Here is a 16633-nt window from a genome sequence, read left to right on the forward strand (position 1 = left end):
TCCCCCTCATCAGGCTTTGCCACACTTGGTAAGTCTGATTACGAAATCGCTGGAGGCCACCATGTCACTATCTGTCTATTGCATTGATTTAACCAAACATAGCTTCAGTATCCACGGTGAGGATCACCAAGGCAAGCTGTTGATCCACAAAACAATATCACGATCGAAAGTTCTCTCGACGTTTGCCAATATCCCACCGGCAATTATCAGGATGGAAGCCTGTGGGGCCTCTCATTACTGGGCCCGGGAGCTGGCTAAACTCGGTCATACGCCAAAGATCATGGCATCAAAATATGTGGCGCCTTTCAGAACGAGGGCCAAAAACGATCTCAATGACACCGTCGCGATTTGTGTGGTTGTTGTCCGTCCTTCAACGTACGACCGAACTCAGGCGGTAACCCATTGAAGTGAAACACAGCGTGATCACTTCCAGGCTGCGCTCGCCCTGAAGAAAGCCGCAGGCGCAACGCCCACCGAATCCCAAACGAGCAATTTGCTTAATAAGGCCGTCCGGGCTTGTCCAACACCCGGATAGAAGTGTCGGCTGCGCGACACGTATCCTTATTTGTTATATTAATTTTCACCGCTCACGCTGACATAAAGATCTGTCAAAAAATGGCAGTATGTATCGACACAATGCACTGTAAAACCAGACTGTAAAATAACTTTGTTATCGTCTGTAATATCTAAATGTTCACTTTGCTTTATGTAACCTCGAAGAACTTTATTGCCTGTTTTTATTGTTCCATCAGCATGAACTAGGCTGTTACGAATTTGCTGTATAAATAGTACTTCTTTCCACGCTTCATTATTTTTCGGGAAGTTTACGAGCGCTATTTTTTCTAGATACTTTTGACATTGGTCTATGATCCCATTAGAAGCGAGATCTTTTATTTTGATTGGACTATCGATAGCGTTTTCATAAGTCTCACATAACTGCTGCATTTGATGCTCTAGAACAGAATAAGAGACTATTACTTCTGCTCGACGCTGAATTGAAGGAAAAATATTTTCGATTTCATCTAAGTCTACATCATGAGATTCAAGAGTAACTTCACTTGGCAAAGAGCCTGTATCCCGCATTTTGATTTTTAACTCGGTAACTTGTGTCGCAAGGAAGTCTTCGACTAGAAGCGCATGTAAGCGATATGAGTCTAAATCTGAGCAAAACTTGCCATATTGAAACGAGCTAAAAGTCACTATTATCTCCCAATTAATATAACGCCTTGCTAAGCGGCGTGAAATAGTTGGCTAAACTTGCGAGGAACGAGCGTGAGCCAACTGTTTCACGTCCGTCTAAGCAACTTGTTATAACTCTAAATAGCTGTTCCTAATAGTAGATCTTTCAGGGAAGGGAACTCAGTCCAAATTGTGCGATCTGATCAGTTACCACACCAAATCATATCCACGCAGAGGACTGAGCAATGGCCATCATAGCACCGATTCCACGTCCGGAACGTCGAAGAATGCACAAAGCGATTCAATCAACAGCAGATAAAGGTTTTGCCCGTCGATTAATTGCACTTCTTGCCCTGCATGATGGTAAGTCTATCGTTGAAGTTCATGCCCTGACTGGTGCTGCTCGCTCCTCTATCGGACGCTGGATTAACTGGTTTACTGAGTGTGGTATGGACGGGTTGAAATCAATGGATACCGGCCGTCCACCGCTGTTACCCATGAATGAAATGCTTTCTATGTTAGTACTTCTGATTCAGCTATCACCACAGGATTTAGGATATCAGCGAAGCCGCTGGAGTACCGAGCTGCTGACACTGGAATTGAACAAATTGTTTCGTTCATCCGTTGCCGCCTCAACTGTCCGTCGCTGGTTACCTAAAGCTGGCATTGTTTGGCGACGAGCAGCGCCAACACTCTGTATCAGAGATCCGCATCGCACTGAAAAGATGGATAAAATCAATCAAGCCTTAGCCAATTGCTCTGCAAGACATCCTGTCTTTTACGAGGATGAAGTTGATATCAATTTAAACCCTAAAATCGGTGCTGATTGGGTGATGAAAGGCCAGCAAAAACGCGTCCCGACACCGGGAAAAAATGAAAAACACTATCTTGCGGGAGCGCTTCATTCGGCAACAGGCAAGGTGTTATATGTCAGCAGCTGTAGCAAAAACTCAGAGTTATTCATCGCGATGTTAGAGAAACTCAAGCGCCACTATCGTGGCGCAAAAACGATCACACTTATCCTGGATAACTACATCATTCATAAGAGCCGAAAAACACAAGCCTGGCTAAAACAAAATCCCAAGTTCATTTTGCTGTTTCAGCCTGTTTATTCGCCTTGGGTCAATGTTATCGAGCGGCTGTGGAATGCGCTGCATGAAACCATCACACGGAACCACAAATGTAGCTATATGTGGCAACTTCTTCGGCAGGTGAAGTTCTTCATGGACAACGTATCACCATTTCCAGGAGGCGGGCATGGGATTATCAAAATGTAGCACTATTAGGATCAGCTATTTAGCCTAATTACAGTTTCAATATTTTCAGAATAGTCATCAAGGCAAAGTTCAAAAGGTTCAATTCCGATCTCAAGCGAAACGTTTCCGTCAACACCAGAAATCGTTGTACTTGTAAACTTAAGTTTTTCTATCGGGAAATCTATCATCTTGCACCTGAGTTATAACAGAGTATTAGGCTGCATGCTTACTTTCACGCAACTGGCATGCAGGTCACTTCACATACTATAGCCACAAAAAACCATCATTTTCAATTAGTTAAATCACCAAATCACATCAGTGAATCTTCAATTCACCCGGGCAAAGTAAGCATTGCTGTTTAACGAGACCGCATTTGCACTCAGAGCCACCAGTGAAACCTTTTATTATCAGGTAGATAGCTTTGGGTTATGTTGTGCAATGCAAGTAAATGCTGTCTCGTTAATACCGGAAATGGTTGGATAATTGACCGTATTTTTTATCACTGAGTAAATACAAATTTACTTGGATGACTCATTTATGCGCTGTGAAGCTCAAATCGACAGATCACGGAAATGGCGTGGGATGCTTTGGGTGGATGCAGATGTTCAAACCCAGTTTCAGGCACATTGGCCCAAAACGCAAAAAAGCCCAGCACAGTGGCTGAGGTTTCAAATATGGCGGAGCGCTTGGGGATTGGGGGGATTTACTTCTCCCTTCGGGCCGTTGCTATAAAGCGCCTTCGGCTAGCAACGTTGTCTCGCTTCGCTCGGCTGAACCCGGCCCAGGATTCGCACCCTATCTCAAGATCACAAATTTCAGGCATAAAAAAACCGCTGAAAATTCAGCGGTTTTTTTTAATGTGGCGGAGAGATAGGGATTTGAACCCTAGATACGCTATAAACGTATGCCGGTTTTCAAGACCGGTGCTTTCAACCACTCAGCCATCTCTCCGTAAGTGCGGCGTATAATACGCAAGTCCGGGGCAGCTGTAAACCCCTGATAAGTTCAAGCGTTTATATTTTCGCCACCCTGACTGGCTTCGGCGACACTTCCGGCAAATTGGCAGAAAATAGCGGGCAAAAATCAGCTAGTCCGAGCTAAATTTTGCCGCGGTACCGGATTTTTCCAGTATATGGCTTTCAAATCCGTCCAGGCTGATCTGATTGCGTTGCGCCCAGTAGGCTTCAACACCCGCCGGGCCTTTCTTTTCCGCCCAGGCGATCAAGCTATCCCGCTCCCCGACATAGTCAAACAGCGGCACAGACATCCCGCACGATGATTGCACCTGGTCGATATCCAGTAAAAACAACTGGCGGGTGCCTGGCAACTCGGGAAATAAACTGATGTAGCTCTGCCAGGCTGGATCGGCGCGGTGGATCGCCGTGGCCTGGCCATACAAGCGGAGGATGTCCGGCGCGCCGCGCAAGGCACAGAACATCACCGTCATCCGCGGGTTTTGTTGAACATGGGCCGCGGTTTCATTCCCACTGCCGGTGACATTGAGCCAAATCACCTGCTTCTCGTTCAGGATCCGAAATGAATCCATCCCCTTGGGCGAGAGATTCACCGTCCCTTCAGCCGCAGCCGTGGCGACAAAAAACAAATGTTGCTGCTCAATAAAGCTGATTTGGCGGGGAGATAAGTGTTCGGTCAGTTTTCCCATGATTCGCTTCCTTGCCGTGTTTCCGGTTAACGAAAAATATAACCTAACGAACCCATGTCGTCGGTTGCTCTATCTGTTCAATCGCATCCTTCAGCTCGTCGAACTTATGATCCAAGACGGCCTGGGCATCATACAGGCCGCGATTGTAGAAATAGACGCCGATTTCTTTGGCAATGAAATCCAGCAAGAACTCAGCATCAAACTGTCCCAGCTCCTGATCCAGCTCGTTGTCGAAATAGCGCTGCAACTTCTCGACCAGCACTGCTTTTTCCTGATTGGAGAATTCAATCGATGGCATCGTCTTTCCTTGTGAGTGAATGAGATAGCGCCTGCATCACTGTGCTGTTTACAGTGTAAAGCGACATGCTCTTTCATGGGAGCCAAACCGGAAAAATAACCATCGAATCTGCTGTGCAGTGTCGAAATCAACGCCACCATTCTCCGAATTCTGACGATCCAACATTCCCGCCACCAGCCTCACCACCACTGCCGGGGCTGTTATTCAAATGTCACAATCGGCGCTTAGATTGAGCAAGAGACACTGATAACGAGCTTAATCACGATGATCAATATCGAACGTGCGGTAAATGAAAAGTTTCCATCTTTTTCCCAAAAGCCCAATCTGATCCGCAAACCGACGCTCAGCCTGCTGCGTAAGCTGGTCAACGAATCCGAAATCAATCGTTTCCTCGATCAGCATCAAGAGATACTGGGGATCGATTTTATCGATGCCGTATTTGATTACTTCAACTTCAGCTACGCTGCATCCAGCCGCGATAAAGAAAATATCCCGGCTCAGGGCCGAGTGGTGATTATTGCCAACCACCCGCTGGGCTCACTCGATGGCCTGGCGCTGCTCAAGCTGATCAGTGAAGTGCGCCGCGACGTCCGCATCGTCGCCAACGATTTGCTGATGAACTTCTCGCAACTGGAGGGGCTGTTCATTCCGCTCGATAACCTGACCAGCACCAGTTTCCGCCGCAGTTACAAGGAAGTGATCGCCGCCCTGAACCATGACGAGGCTGTGATCATCTTTCCGGCCGGCGAGGTCTCGCGAACCAGCCCGACCGGGATCAAAGACGGCCAATGGCGCGGCGGGTTCCTGAACTTTGCCCGCAAAACCCAGTCTCCGGTGTTGCCGATCCATATCAACGGCAAGAACTCGGCTCTGTTCTACAGCGCTTCCCTGCTGGCCAAACCGCTTTCCACCGCGATGCTGGCCGGCGAGATGTTCAAGCAGCGCAACGGTACCCTGCTGTTTCGCATCGGCGAGATGATCCCCGCCAGCGAGCTGCACTCCGATCAGGTAGCAGATAAAGCCCTGATCAAGCGCTTGAAAAAACACCTCTACAACCTGGGCAAAGCCCGCAAGCCGTTCCGGAAACGGGCGTTTGTGACAGAAAAAACCGTCGCCCACCCGGAAGATCGCCAGGAAATCCGGCTCGAACTGAAAGCCTCGCAACTGCTGGGCGAAACCCGGGACAACCACCGGATCCAACTGTGTGACTTTGACCAGGCACCGGTGGTCATGCGGGAGGTCGGCCGTTTGCGTGAGCTGACGTTCCGCAAAGTCGGTGAAGGCACCGGGTCGAAGCGGGATCTGGATAAATATGATCGCTATTACCAGCACTTGATCCTGTGGGATGAGAACCGGCTTGAGATCGCCGGTGCCTACCGCCTGGGCCGCGGCTGCGAGATCCTTCGTCAATACGGCCGCCAGGGGCTCTATACCGACGAGCTGTTCGACTATACCGACGCCGTCACCCCCTACCTGCCGACCACCGTCGAGCTGGGCCGCAGCTTCGTCAGCCCGAGCTACTGGGGCAAAGCCAGTCTGGATTATCTGTGGCAGGGGATCGGCGCCTATCTGCGCCATCACCCGGACGTTCGCTACCTGATTGGCCCGGTGACCATGAGTAACGAGTTCCCACCCGCCCTGCAAACCATGCTGGTGTACTACTACACCCGTTACTATGGCGGTGAAACGGACCTCGCCGAAGCCAAACGCCCATACACACTGGATCCCGATACCGAGCAACAGCTGGACGCCCAGTTCGCCGGGCTGGATCGCCAAGCCGGGTTCGAGCTGCTGCAACACACCTTCACCGCACAAGGCTGCAAAGTGCCGGTGCTGTTCAAGCAGTACGCTTCGCTGTTCGAGGACGGTGGGTTCCGGCTCATCACCTTCAGCGTTGACCCCGATTTCGGCAACTGTATCGACGGCCTGTTTATGGCGGATCTGACCCAAATGAAGCCCGCCAAGCGCAAGCGCTACCTGGGCGAGTAACCCACTGCGCCAGACGTGTTCCCAAGTATCCGGGCCGTGTGCGGAGATCGCACGCGGCCCGCGTTTTTATCGCGCCTTTTCTCTGACGGTTTGTGCCGCCCTGAGCACCCAGACCGGCCGAACAGCCTGTCATTAAAGCTTCTCTGCCCTGTCACGGCGCTGCCATCTCAAAAATCCACACTGCAAAGGAAAGGCAATCGATCGGACACGGTCATGCCTTGGCGAGGAGATGCTATGCACTACAATACAATCTGGCTGTCAGACATTCATTTGGGGTTTCGCGATTGCAAAGCGGAATATTTATTGGACCTGCTGAACAACACCCGCTGCGATACCCTGTATCTGGTGGGCGATATTATTGATATCTGGGCGATGAACCGCTCTTTTCACTGGCCGCAATCACACCAGGATGTACTGAGAAAGCTGATTGAAATTGCCGGGGGGGAGACCCGGGTGGTTTATATTCCCGGCAACCACGACCACCAGCTTCGGGATGTGATCGGCTCCATCCTGCTCAATGTGGAAATTCAGTCCCGCCAAGTCCACACCACCGCTGCCGGCAAACAGTTTCTCGTCACCCATGGTGATGAGTTTGACCACGCCGTCATGTGCAGCAACCTGCTCAAAACTATCGGCGATGCCTCCTACTACCAATTGCTGCGCCTCAACCGGGCCATCAACCGGATCAGAAAATGCTTCCGCCTGCCCTACTGGTCACTGGCGTACTACGTCAAAAACCGGGTCGGGAACGCCCGCAAGGCAATTGAACACTACGAAGAAGCTGCAGCCAAAGAAGCGGCGAAACTGGGGCTGGACGGTATTATTTGCGGCCACCTCCACCAGCCGGAGCTACGCACCATCAACGGTGTGCTCTACTGCAATGACGGCGACTGGGTCGAGAGCTGTACCGCACTGGTCGAGCACCCGCAAGGTCGACTGGAGCTGGTGCACTGGGCCGATCTAAAACAACCGATCAAGTGCGACCAGGCTGCCAATGACAAAGAATTTTGCGCCCCCTATGCGCTGCCGGGGCTCCATCGCCGGCAAAACCTGCTCAGCCGCGAGTAAGCCCATCACAACGTCACATCCCTCCCCCACCGCAGAAAAACCAAGACCCGGGCACGCCGGGTCTTTCTGAACTCATCTTTTCTCGTGGTTTACCGCGTCACAGGCTTCGGTTGATCCATCTGTCGAGCTGATGGCGTAACACCCGGTTCCGTTCCTCGGTGTCTTCTGCTCCGGAATTAACGCTGTAGGGTCTGATAAATCACCTCGGTCAGCTCGCCGTCAACATCCCCCGACAGCTCCCAGGTAAAGACCCCGGCTAACCCTTTCTGTTTGGCCCATTCGGTTTTGGCCTGCACTGAGCGTTTATCGTCAAATGAGATATACACCTGCTTTTGCGGATGCCACAGGAACGGCGCTTGCGCAGCCTGATCGTAGCCGTACTGATACCCCTGAGCGGCGGTATAGTTTCGTTTCAGATCCCAGTACATGAAATAGCCAGGCTCTGCGCTGTCGGTGCCGAAGCTGGCCCCTTTTTCCGATGACAAGTTGGCGGTCGGCAACTTACCGTCAAAGCCTTGGGTGCCTTCCCAGCCACGGCCGTAGTAGGCAGCGCCGAGCACCAGTTTCTCAGCCGGTACGCCCAGGGTGATCATCTGGTCAATGTAGGCATCCGCGCCCATGCCCCACCAGCTTCGCTCCGTGGCATGCAGGTTGGTCAGGTGCCCGGTTTGCGGCCCCCAGCCGCCGAGGAAATCGTAGGTCATGGCGAACATGTTATCCATGTAAGGAGCAACCGAACGCCAGTCGATCTGCGCCGATTTCGGTCCGACCCCGATGGCCGAAGAGAGCTTATAAGTGCGATCGGTCTTCGCCGCCAGCTTGTTGAGTTCAATCCGGAGCTGCTTGATCAGCGAGGAAAACGCCTCGCGCTCTGCCGCTTTCTCCGCATCGCTCAGCTTGGTGTTCGGATCCCAGGGCGAAGTCGTCAAACCACCCCCGCCCGGATATTCCCAGTCGAGATCGATCCCGTCGAAAAAGTCATACTCGGCGATCAAGGCCACCGCCGTCTTGGCAAAATGCTCGATATGCCGGGGATCTTTTGCCATCGCATGAAACGGTTCCGACATCGTCCATCCCCCGAAAGACGGCAGGATCTTCAGCGCCGGGTACTGCTGTTTCAATGCAGACAACTGGGCAAAATGCCCCTTATAGGGCACACCGGTCTCCACAGCACCGAAATCAACTTCCAATGCAGCTTTACGATCAACCACCACGGCGCTGAACGGCGCTTTCCCTTCACACGCTTCAGCCACCTGCTGGCGAACTTTCTCACCCGCCCCTTCATGCGGGCCACACATGCTGAGGAACGCATAAATCACATGGGTCAGCTTGTCCGCCGGAATATCTGCAACCGTATAGGGACGGTCAGCATTCTCGTATTGCCAGTCCGCAAAATACCCGGCCACCACCGCAATGCAGTTCACTTAAGGGGAGCTGCATGGCGATTAACCGGGTAGCGGGTCTTTGATATCTTAACTGCCCTGGGCCTAGATGGCCTGGGGCGATTTTCCTTGAAGAGCACTGACAGGTCCCCCCGTAGTGCCTTTAGCCTCTTGGGCGTGTTTCCCGGTGACAGTGCCTTACTCATTACCCTGAGCTGACTTGCAATAAACTGGCAGGCGTACTTGAAGCTTATTTCTGTGGGGGCTCTGTCATGCGCCACAGCCGCCTGGCTTGCCTCTCTCCTGACCAGGTTGTAGCCGAGAAGCAACCCCCATAACTCTTGATAAACCAGCTCGACCGTTTTGCTCCGCAAGGTAAGAGAATTGTGCTGCATGGAGCTCTTTATATCGCGGTAGCCCAGTTCAATCTCCCAGCGTTCGTGGTATAGGGTGGCAACCTGCTCGGCGCTGTACATCTCTCTTGGCAGGGAGGTGAAAACCGTTTTCTCTTTCCCGTCTACCTCATAGGTGACTGCCCGTACCTGCCATTTCTCAGGAAGGGTCGGATTCTTCTTTCTCGCTTGGGGCGAGACCTTCATCTCGATAAGGTTGTCATTGGTTTCCTCCTCGTCGAGAAGTGTGTATACCACGCCTTTTTTAGCAGGAATAAGCCAATGTCGGTTTGCCCCGCTGGCAGAGATGCCCAGCAACAGGCTTGCTCCGTAAAATCCCTTATCCAGCAAAGTCACCGAGTTATCCGGCAGCGAGTTGATAAAGGGTTGGGCCAGCGGTATTTCACCTCGGCGATAAGGGCTGATATCGGCATCAATGATGATATGGGAACGCACGTTCATCATGGTGACAAGACGGAGTACAGGGTAAGGTGTCTGGCGCTTTCCGGATGTGTTTCCCGAACCGAAGTGTTCGCGAAGCCCGGGGGTATCCGGGGTCCTGAACAGAGCCCCATCAACAGCAAAAACCTGAAGTTTATTCCAGCTGTCTTCCGGGTACCTTTCTTTACCCCATACCTGAGCACACTGTTTGAACAGCCATTTAGGCGCTTCCTTTCCCAGTCGCTGACGGGCTTGTGTCAGAGCACTCTTGGCCAGGAGTTCCTCGTTTGCCAACCCTTCGGCACAGACATTCATACGGCGGGCCACTTCAGCTATAGGCTCATTGCGGAAAAAGGCCATACCGACAATAAGCCAGAGCACCATATCACTGGGGAGCCGTCTTCGTCTGATGGTTGCCTGAGTCGATAAAGATGTAGCTCTGGCAACCCACTCGTCGGGAACGTGTTCAGAGAAAGTGGTCAGCTGGGAGATATCGACAGGAGACTCTTCAAGAAAATCTGTGAGTGCGGAAGCTAAGGGCATAAAAAAACCGGAAACCAGTAAATGATTTCCGATTTTGACGCATCAGAAGGATCAGTCAACCGATCCTTAACTGATCAGCATTGGGCCACCACCGGGGGTTGGGCCATGGCCGGCGCAATCATCAGACTGCCTGCCAACGCCCCAAAGACCAACTTCTTCATATCCGCTCCTTGTCTATTGTTTGACCACATTATTAATGGCTTTGGCCCGAACCGGCAGCGAAGATGGCGAACGAATCAACAATTCTCGAGTCACTTCATGGAATCACGGTCAGATGCCGCTCCGGCCCCCCCAGGAAACGAGACAGACACGGTCCACAATTGGCACAGCAGCGCAGGCAGGATCCATTACACTTGCAGGAGAGCCTTACGTGGCACACTCACCCATCGATATTCCGGGGGAAGTTATGTTCAGCACGATTATGGTACCGGTCGATCTCAGACATGAAGCGCACCTCGGCCCCTCACTGGATTTGGTCGGCCATCTGGCCAAAGCCTACGAGGCCAAAGTGATCTTCGTCGGCGTTTCGCTCTCTGCGCCGACGGAAATTGCCCATAACCCGAAGGAGTTCAAGGCCAAGCTGGCCTATTTCACCCGGGATCAAAGCCGCCATTATGGATTTGAAGCCGAGAGCCATCCGGTCTTCAGTGTCGATCCGGCGGCCGATCTGAACCGCAAGCTGCTCGACACCATTGACGAGCTGAGCGCCGATCTGGTGATCATGGCGACCCATATTCCCAATGTCAGCGATTATCTGTTTGCCAATCACGGCAGCTATATTGCGACCCATTGCAAAACCTCGGTATGCTTGGTACGAGCGACCGAATGACGGTCGCCCGGCACCATTGGCCACCGGTTACGATGACTGCCATAGAGCATGGCTGCCGAAGATCATCATCACCGTCCATCATCGCTGTCGATCCGGGACACGATTGAGAAGGAATTTTTTATGTCTGTCACCCGCTATGCTGAGATCCTCCAGCTCGGCAACCCGCTGCTGCGCCAGCTGGCAGCGCCGCTTACCCCGGCCCAGTTCAAGGAGCATACCGCCCTGTTTCGCAGCCTGGCGCAGATCATGCACGAACATCAGGGCGTCGGGATCGCCGCCCCGCAAATCGGTGCGTCAGTCCGGGCGTTTATTGTCGCCTCCAACCCCAACCCGCGCTATCCCGACGCGCCGTTGATGCCCCCGACACTGATGCTCAACCCGCAACTGGTCTGGGCCGGTGACACCATGGTCAAAGACTGGGAGGGTTGTTTGAGTATTCCCGGCATGCGGGCCCGGGTCAGCCGCCACCGCGAGATCGATGTCAGCTATACCACCCTCGCCGGCGAAACCGTCCAAGCCCGGCTGAGCGATTTTGTCGCCCGGATTTTTCAGCATGAGCTGGATCATCTTGACGGCATCGTCTTTCTTGACCGGGCAACACCGCAGGACTACGCCACCGAAGCCGAATACCGCAAGCAGATCGCCGGGCCGGGTTCGGCCTGAGCAAGGTCTGGCTCGCTAAACCATTGGATTTCATCGATAAAAATCAGCGCACTGTGACAAATCTCTCATCTTTTCGCCATCAGATTGTCATATTTTCCCGCCACAATGCCCCCATCCAGCACGGAGTGCGATGTAAGGCTGTAGAGAGCAAAATGCAAACTTTGACACGATCGAATGACAATCCGGCGCCCGAGAAGCAACAACGCCCGATGGGGTTCAGCGAGTTCAACCACTGCATCGATATCCTGCTCGGCCATGGAATCGCCAACGGGCCGGACAGTGTACAGATAATCCCGGCGGCGAAAACAACACCGTCAGCTCCACGAACAACGCCGTCAACAACATCGGCCTGCCACAGCTGGAACTCCCCCGATCACTTTGCCGGCTCGCAGGCTGCCTGAGCCGGCCCCTGAGATCCCGAGCGGTCAGCGCCAGTCGCTCAGGACTTCGGGGTCTCATCCCGGGCCAACTGCTGCGCCAACTGACGGGCAACAAACTCCGGACTATGAGTCCGGCGCGCCAGCTGACTGTAGACCACCGGGATCACCAGCAGGGTAAACACGGTCGCGACCGAAATGCCGACCAACACGACAATCCCGATCACCAGCCGGGTTTCCGCCCCGGCGCCGGTCGCCAGGATCAGCGGCACCGCGCCCGCCGCCGTGGTCACCGCAGTCATCAGGATCGGACGCAGCCGCGCCGCGGCCGCATCGATAATCGCCTGCTCAAAGGCCTCGCCCTGATCCCGCAACTGGTTAGCAAACTCGACAATCAGGATCCCGTTCTTGGCCGCCAGACCGACCAGCATGATGATCCCAATCTGCGAATAGATATTGAGGCTTTGATCGGTGAAATAGAGCCCGAGCAGGGCGCCGAAGGTGGCCAGCGGAACGGTCAGCATGATCACGAAGGGGTGAATATAACTTTCAAACTGGGCAGCCAGCACCAGGAACACCACCACCAGCGCCAACAGGAATACAAACAGCACCGAGGTACTGGCATCCTGATAATCCTGGGACGGGCCCTTATAATTGACCACCGCATCCGGCGGCAACAGCTGCCGGGTCAGCTCGTTAAGGTACGCCAGCCCTTCCCCCAGGGTATAGTCATCGGCCAGGTTGGCTTCAATGGTGATTGCCCGGACCCGGTTATAGCGATTGAGCTGCGGCGCATCAGCAAATTCGGTCACGGTGATCAGGCTCGACAACGGGATCAACGCGCCGGTCCGTGCGGAGCGAACATACAGGTTGCTCAGATCCGCCGCGGTATTTTGCCGCTCCCGCTGACCTTCCACCACCACATCATATTCCTCACCGTGCCACTGATACGTGGTCACCAGCCGCGAGCCGAGCATGGACTCCAGCGTCTGGCCGATATCGCGCAACGATACCCCGAGATCACCGGCCCGATCCCGGTCAATCGCCACCCGAAACTGCGGCTTGGTCTCTTTGTAGTCATGATCCAGCCCGGTCAGGCCGGGATTTTTCGCCGCTTCTTCCAGCAAGATATCCCGCCACCGGGCCAGTTCGGCATAGCTACCGCCCCCCAACACAAACTGCAACGGCTTTCCGACTCCACGCCCGAACGGCTGGCGCATGACGGCAAAGGCCCGCACCCCCGCCAGATCGGCCAGTCGTTGCTGGATGTCCCGGGTGATCGCCCCGGCGCTGCGGCGCTGCGCCCAGTCTTCCAATACCACAATCGCGAAGCCGTTAGAGAAATCTTCAAGCCGGCCCCAACCCCGCGGCGCCCGAACCAGCAGGCGCTTGATTTCCCCGGCTTCCACCAGCGGCATCAGGCGGTGCTCAATCTCACTCATGTAAGGCTGCATAAACTCAAAGCTGGCCCCCTGCGGGCCGTTGACGATGATAAACATCGCGCCCCGATCTTCCCGGGGGGCAAACTCAGACGGGATTCGGCTGGCCAGCAGCGCGCTTCCGGCCAGCGCGACCATGATGATCCCGGCCACCCAGGCCGGGCGCCGGATCCACTGCACCAATGCCCGGCGGTAAGCCGCCGTGACCCGGGCCAGCAAACTACTCATCATAGTGACCAGCCAGGGCTCCTTGGCCACCTGACGCATCAGCTTTGAGCCCATCATCGGGCTCAGGGTCAGCGCCACCAGCGAAGACAGGATCACCGCCGCGCTCATCGCCACCGAAAACTCCCGGAACAGTTTGCCCAAATCCCCCTGGAGAAACCCGATCGGCAGGAACACCGAAACCAGCACCACGGTGGTGGCAATAATGGCAAAGCTGACCTGACGCGCACCGAGAAACGCCGCCTTGAGCGGCGGCTCCCCCAGCTCGATCCGGCGATGGATATTCTCCAGCATCACGATGGCATCATCCACCACGATGCCGATGGCCAGCAACAGCGCCAGCAGGGTCAGCAAATTAATGGTATAGCCCAAGGCAAACAGCACGATAAAACTGCCGATCAGCGACACCGGCAGCGTCAGCGCCGGGATCAGCATCGCCCGGACACTGCCAAGGAACAGATAAATGACCAGAACCACCAGACACAGGGCAATCAACAGGGTTTTATAGACCTCGTCAATGGAGGCCTGAATGAAGACCGACGAGTCATAGGAGCGCTTGATCTCCATGCCCTCCGGTAAGGTCGGATTGAGCTGATCCACCAGGGCATTGGCCGCATTGGCGACCGCCAGAGTGTTGGCCGTCGACTGGCGGGTAATGCCGATACCAATCATATCCTGGGTGTTGCCACGAAAGGTGATCCGCTCTTCTTCAGCCGCCAGCGCGACCCGGGCCACATCTCCCAACCGGATCAGATAGCCGTCCGTGCCAGAGCCAACCACCAGCTGGGCAAAGTCTTCCGGGGCAACAAAACTGCGTTGGGTGCGGATGGAGAATTGGCGTTGCTGCGATTCAAGCGAGCCGGCCGGCAGCTCTACATTGTCCGAGCGCAGGGCCGCTTCCACATCGGCAACCGTCAGCCCGCGCGCCGCCAGTTTCTGACGGTCGATCCAGATCCGCAGGGCATAGTTTTTCCCGCCCCCGATGCGGATGTTGGCCACCCCGTCGATCACCGAAAAGCGATCCACCAGATACCGCTGGGCATAATCCGTCAGCTCCAGGGTATTGAGCCGATCGGACACCAGATTCAGCCACATGATCACTTCCGAGTTGCCTGCGGCCTTTTCGACCTCCGGCGGATCCGCTTCATCAGGCAGGGTGTTGATCAACCCGGCGATCCGATCCCGGACGTCATTGGCGGCGGCATCAATATCCCGGCCGATCCCGAACTCCAGGGTAACGGTGGATCGCCCGTCGCTGCTTTGGGAGCTGATATTGCGGATCCCGGCAAGCCCGGAGACCTGATCTTCCACCACCTGGGTGATCCGGCTCTCGACGATCGCCGCCGATGCCCCCCGGTAATTGGTCGATACAGTGACCACCGGCGGATCGATATTGGGATATTCCCGCAACGGCAGCATCTGGTAGGCCACCAGGCCGAAGGTGATCAGCAACAGGCTGATCACCGAGCCCAGCACCGGCCGCTTGACCGAGAGATCTGTCAGAATCATCCGCTCACCTCCCGGAAGCTAAACCGCTCCGCAACCCGCGTTTCCACGGTTTGTCCCGGCCGGACCCGCTCAATGCCACGGGTAATGATCTGCTCACCCTCGGCGATCCCGCTGGTGATTTCGGCACTGCCTCGGCTGCGGTAGCCCACTTCAACCCGGCGCTGCTCAACCACCTTGTCGGGCGTCACCACAAACAGGAAATGGTCCTGCTGGCGTGCAATCAACGCTTCTTCCGGCACCACCAGCCCGGCGTGCTGATCCACAATTAGCTGCAGCGTCATCAGCATTCCGGGGCGCAGCAGCAGTTGCGGGTTGGCAATTTCCGCCCGCACCACGATTGCCCGGGTCAGCGGGTTGACCCGGCTGTCAATCCCAGTCACCCGGCCGGCAAAACGCTGCTCGGGGAAAGCGGCAACCTGGCCTTCAATTGCCGAGCCTATCCGCAGTTGGCCGATAAACTGCTCGGACACCGCAAAATCAAGCTTCACAATCGCCAGATCGTCCAAGGTGGTCAGCACAGTTCCCGGCGTCACCAGGGCGCCGGGGCTGATCTGGCGAAATCCCAGCAGCCCGGCAAACGGGGCATGAATAAACCGAGCATCCAGCTCCGCCTGGTTCTGCGCCAGCACCGCCCGAGCCACTTCGATATCGGTCTGCAACCGATCCAGTTCGGAGCGGGCAATGGTATTGCGCCGCACCAGCCCTTCAATCCGCCGGTATTCCCGCTCCTGCTCTTTGAGATTAGCCTCGGCAGCCCGCACCTTGGCCTGCTGCTCTCCCGAGCGCAGGGTGACCAGCAGCTCTCCCCGCCGGACCTGCTGACCGTCGCTGAAATGGACCTGATCCACCTTTTCGGTCACTTTGGCCGACAACACCACGGACTCACGTGATTTCACCGTCCCGAGCGCTTCGACTTCACGCCGTACCGCCTCCCGTTGCACGGTCGCCACCACCACACTGGGCACCGAGGCGGAATAGACCGCCCCCTGACTACCGCCCCGCTCTTTGTACCACACCCCGACCGCCAAAGCGGCCAGGGCAATCACGCCAATGATCAAGGTTGATTTCATGGTCCCTGCCTGATACCTGCGCCACAGCATCGTCAAAAGAAAGGTCATGATGTCTCCGCCGTCTCAGTGGATCCGCAGCGGAGATCAGAATTGGATTGATTTAAGTATAGGCAGGAGAATGCGCAGCGATGCTGCTGCAAATTCAGGAAGGTCCGCGGTAAAACAGGCAAAAAAAAGCGAGCCGCAGAGGACTCGCCAAAACTCATATATGCTTTTCGAAGGGTGGCTGATGAATGACTCCGACAACCATTTCAGGTCTTTCACCGCATTTCGAAAGGGACAAAGGTTATATCACGAACAAGTATGCCGG

14 protein-coding genes and 1 tRNA gene are annotated in these 16633 nt (G+C 54.8%); 7 read left to right on the plus strand and 8 right to left on the minus strand.

Going from position 1 to position 16633, the window contains the following annotated elements; all coding sequences use genetic code 11:
* The first annotated feature begins 61 nt into the window (after positions 1-61).
* Positions 62-406, plus strand: a complete 345-nt coding sequence (locus NH461_RS23130) for a hypothetical protein (protein ID WP_261603307.1) — start codon at positions 62-64, stop codon at positions 404-406.
* Between the two features lie 167 nt (positions 407-573).
* Here the strand turns inward: NH461_RS23130 and NH461_RS23135 are convergent, their stop codons facing one another.
* Entirely contained in the window at positions 574-1200 is a 627-nt protein-coding gene (locus NH461_RS23135; RefSeq protein WP_261603308.1) for a hypothetical protein, read from the minus strand.
* A 224-nt stretch (positions 1201-1424) separates the two neighbouring features.
* Here NH461_RS23135 and NH461_RS23140 point away from each other — a divergent pair, with 224 nt between their 5' ends.
* Positions 1425-2456: an IS630 family transposase gene (locus tag NH461_RS23140; protein ID WP_261603309.1), complete on the plus strand. Its 1032-nt coding sequence runs from the start codon at positions 1425-1427 to the stop codon at positions 2454-2456.
* An 839-nt stretch (positions 2457-3295) separates the two neighbouring features.
* Here the strand turns inward: NH461_RS23140 and NH461_RS23145 are convergent.
* The 3 genes from NH461_RS23145 to NH461_RS23155 form a co-directional block, all read right to left on the minus strand.
* Positions 3296-3386 (minus strand) — tRNA-Ser (locus NH461_RS23145).
* Positions 3387-3522: 136 nt separating this feature from the next.
* Positions 3523-4098, minus strand: a complete 576-nt coding sequence (locus tag NH461_RS23150; protein ID WP_261603310.1) for a pyridoxamine 5'-phosphate oxidase family protein — start codon at positions 4096-4098, stop codon at positions 3523-3525.
* A gap of 43 nt (positions 4099-4141) precedes the next feature.
* Positions 4142-4396: a DUF2164 domain-containing protein gene (locus NH461_RS23155; RefSeq protein WP_261603311.1), complete on the minus strand. Its 255-nt coding sequence runs from the start codon at positions 4394-4396 to the stop codon at positions 4142-4144.
* 264 nt (positions 4397-4660) lie between these two features.
* Between NH461_RS23155 and NH461_RS23160 the strand changes: the two genes are divergently transcribed.
* A complete protein-coding gene (locus NH461_RS23160; protein ID WP_261603312.1) occupies positions 4661-6385 on the plus strand; it encodes a lysophospholipid acyltransferase family protein in 1725 nt (574 codons plus the stop codon).
* Between the two features lie 234 nt (positions 6386-6619).
* On the plus strand, positions 6620-7453 hold the full coding sequence (locus NH461_RS23165) for a UDP-2,3-diacylglucosamine diphosphatase (protein ID WP_261603313.1): 834 nt from the start codon (positions 6620-6622) through the stop codon (positions 7451-7453).
* A gap of 176 nt (positions 7454-7629) precedes the next feature.
* Here the strand turns inward: NH461_RS23165 and NH461_RS23170 are convergent, their stop codons facing one another.
* Entirely contained in the window at positions 7630-8877 is a 1248-nt protein-coding gene (locus tag NH461_RS23170) for a glycoside hydrolase family 18 protein (RefSeq protein WP_261603314.1), read from the minus strand.
* The gene (locus tag NH461_RS23175; protein ID WP_261600266.1) at positions 8874-10211 is read right to left on the minus strand and encodes an IS4 family transposase; all 1338 of its coding nucleotides are present in this window, start codon (positions 10209-10211) and stop codon (positions 8874-8876) included. Before NH461_RS23175 ends, NH461_RS23170 begins: the two co-directional genes overlap by 4 nt.
* Before the next feature lie 370 nt (positions 10212-10581).
* Between NH461_RS23175 and NH461_RS23180 the strand changes: the two genes are divergently transcribed.
* The 3 genes from NH461_RS23180 to NH461_RS23190 all read left to right on the plus strand — a co-directional run bounded on the left by NH461_RS23180 (position 10582) and on the right by NH461_RS23190 (position 12104).
* Positions 10582-11040 (plus strand): universal stress protein, encoded by a 459-nt coding sequence (locus NH461_RS23180; protein ID WP_261603315.1) that lies wholly within the window; start codon positions 10582-10584, stop codon positions 11038-11040.
* A 120-nt stretch (positions 11041-11160) separates the two neighbouring features.
* A complete protein-coding gene (gene def, locus NH461_RS23185) occupies positions 11161-11703 on the plus strand; it encodes a peptide deformylase (protein WP_261603316.1) in 543 nt (180 codons plus the stop codon).
* A 152-nt stretch (positions 11704-11855) separates the two neighbouring features.
* Positions 11856-12104 carry a hypothetical protein gene (locus tag NH461_RS23190; RefSeq protein ID WP_261603317.1) on the plus strand — a complete coding sequence of 83 codons (249 nt, stop codon included), beginning with the start codon at positions 11856-11858 and terminating at the stop codon, positions 12102-12104.
* Between the two features lie 38 nt (positions 12105-12142).
* Here the strand turns inward: NH461_RS23190 and NH461_RS23195 are convergent, their stop codons facing one another.
* Together NH461_RS23195 and NH461_RS23200 are read right to left on the minus strand one after the other, a co-directional pair.
* The gene (locus NH461_RS23195) at positions 12143-15253 is read right to left on the minus strand and encodes an efflux RND transporter permease subunit (protein ID WP_261603318.1); all 3111 of its coding nucleotides are present in this window, start codon (positions 15251-15253) and stop codon (positions 12143-12145) included.
* Positions 15250-16371: an efflux RND transporter periplasmic adaptor subunit gene (locus tag NH461_RS23200; protein ID WP_261603319.1), complete on the minus strand. Its 1122-nt coding sequence runs from the start codon at positions 16369-16371 to the stop codon at positions 15250-15252. Before NH461_RS23200 ends, NH461_RS23195 begins: the two co-directional genes overlap by 4 nt.
* Between the last annotated feature and the right edge of the window lie 262 nt (positions 16372-16633).

Origin of the sequence: Photobacterium sp. TY1-4 (genome assembly GCF_025398175.1) — a bacterium.
GTDB lineage: Bacteria > Pseudomonadota > Gammaproteobacteria > Enterobacterales > Vibrionaceae > Photobacterium.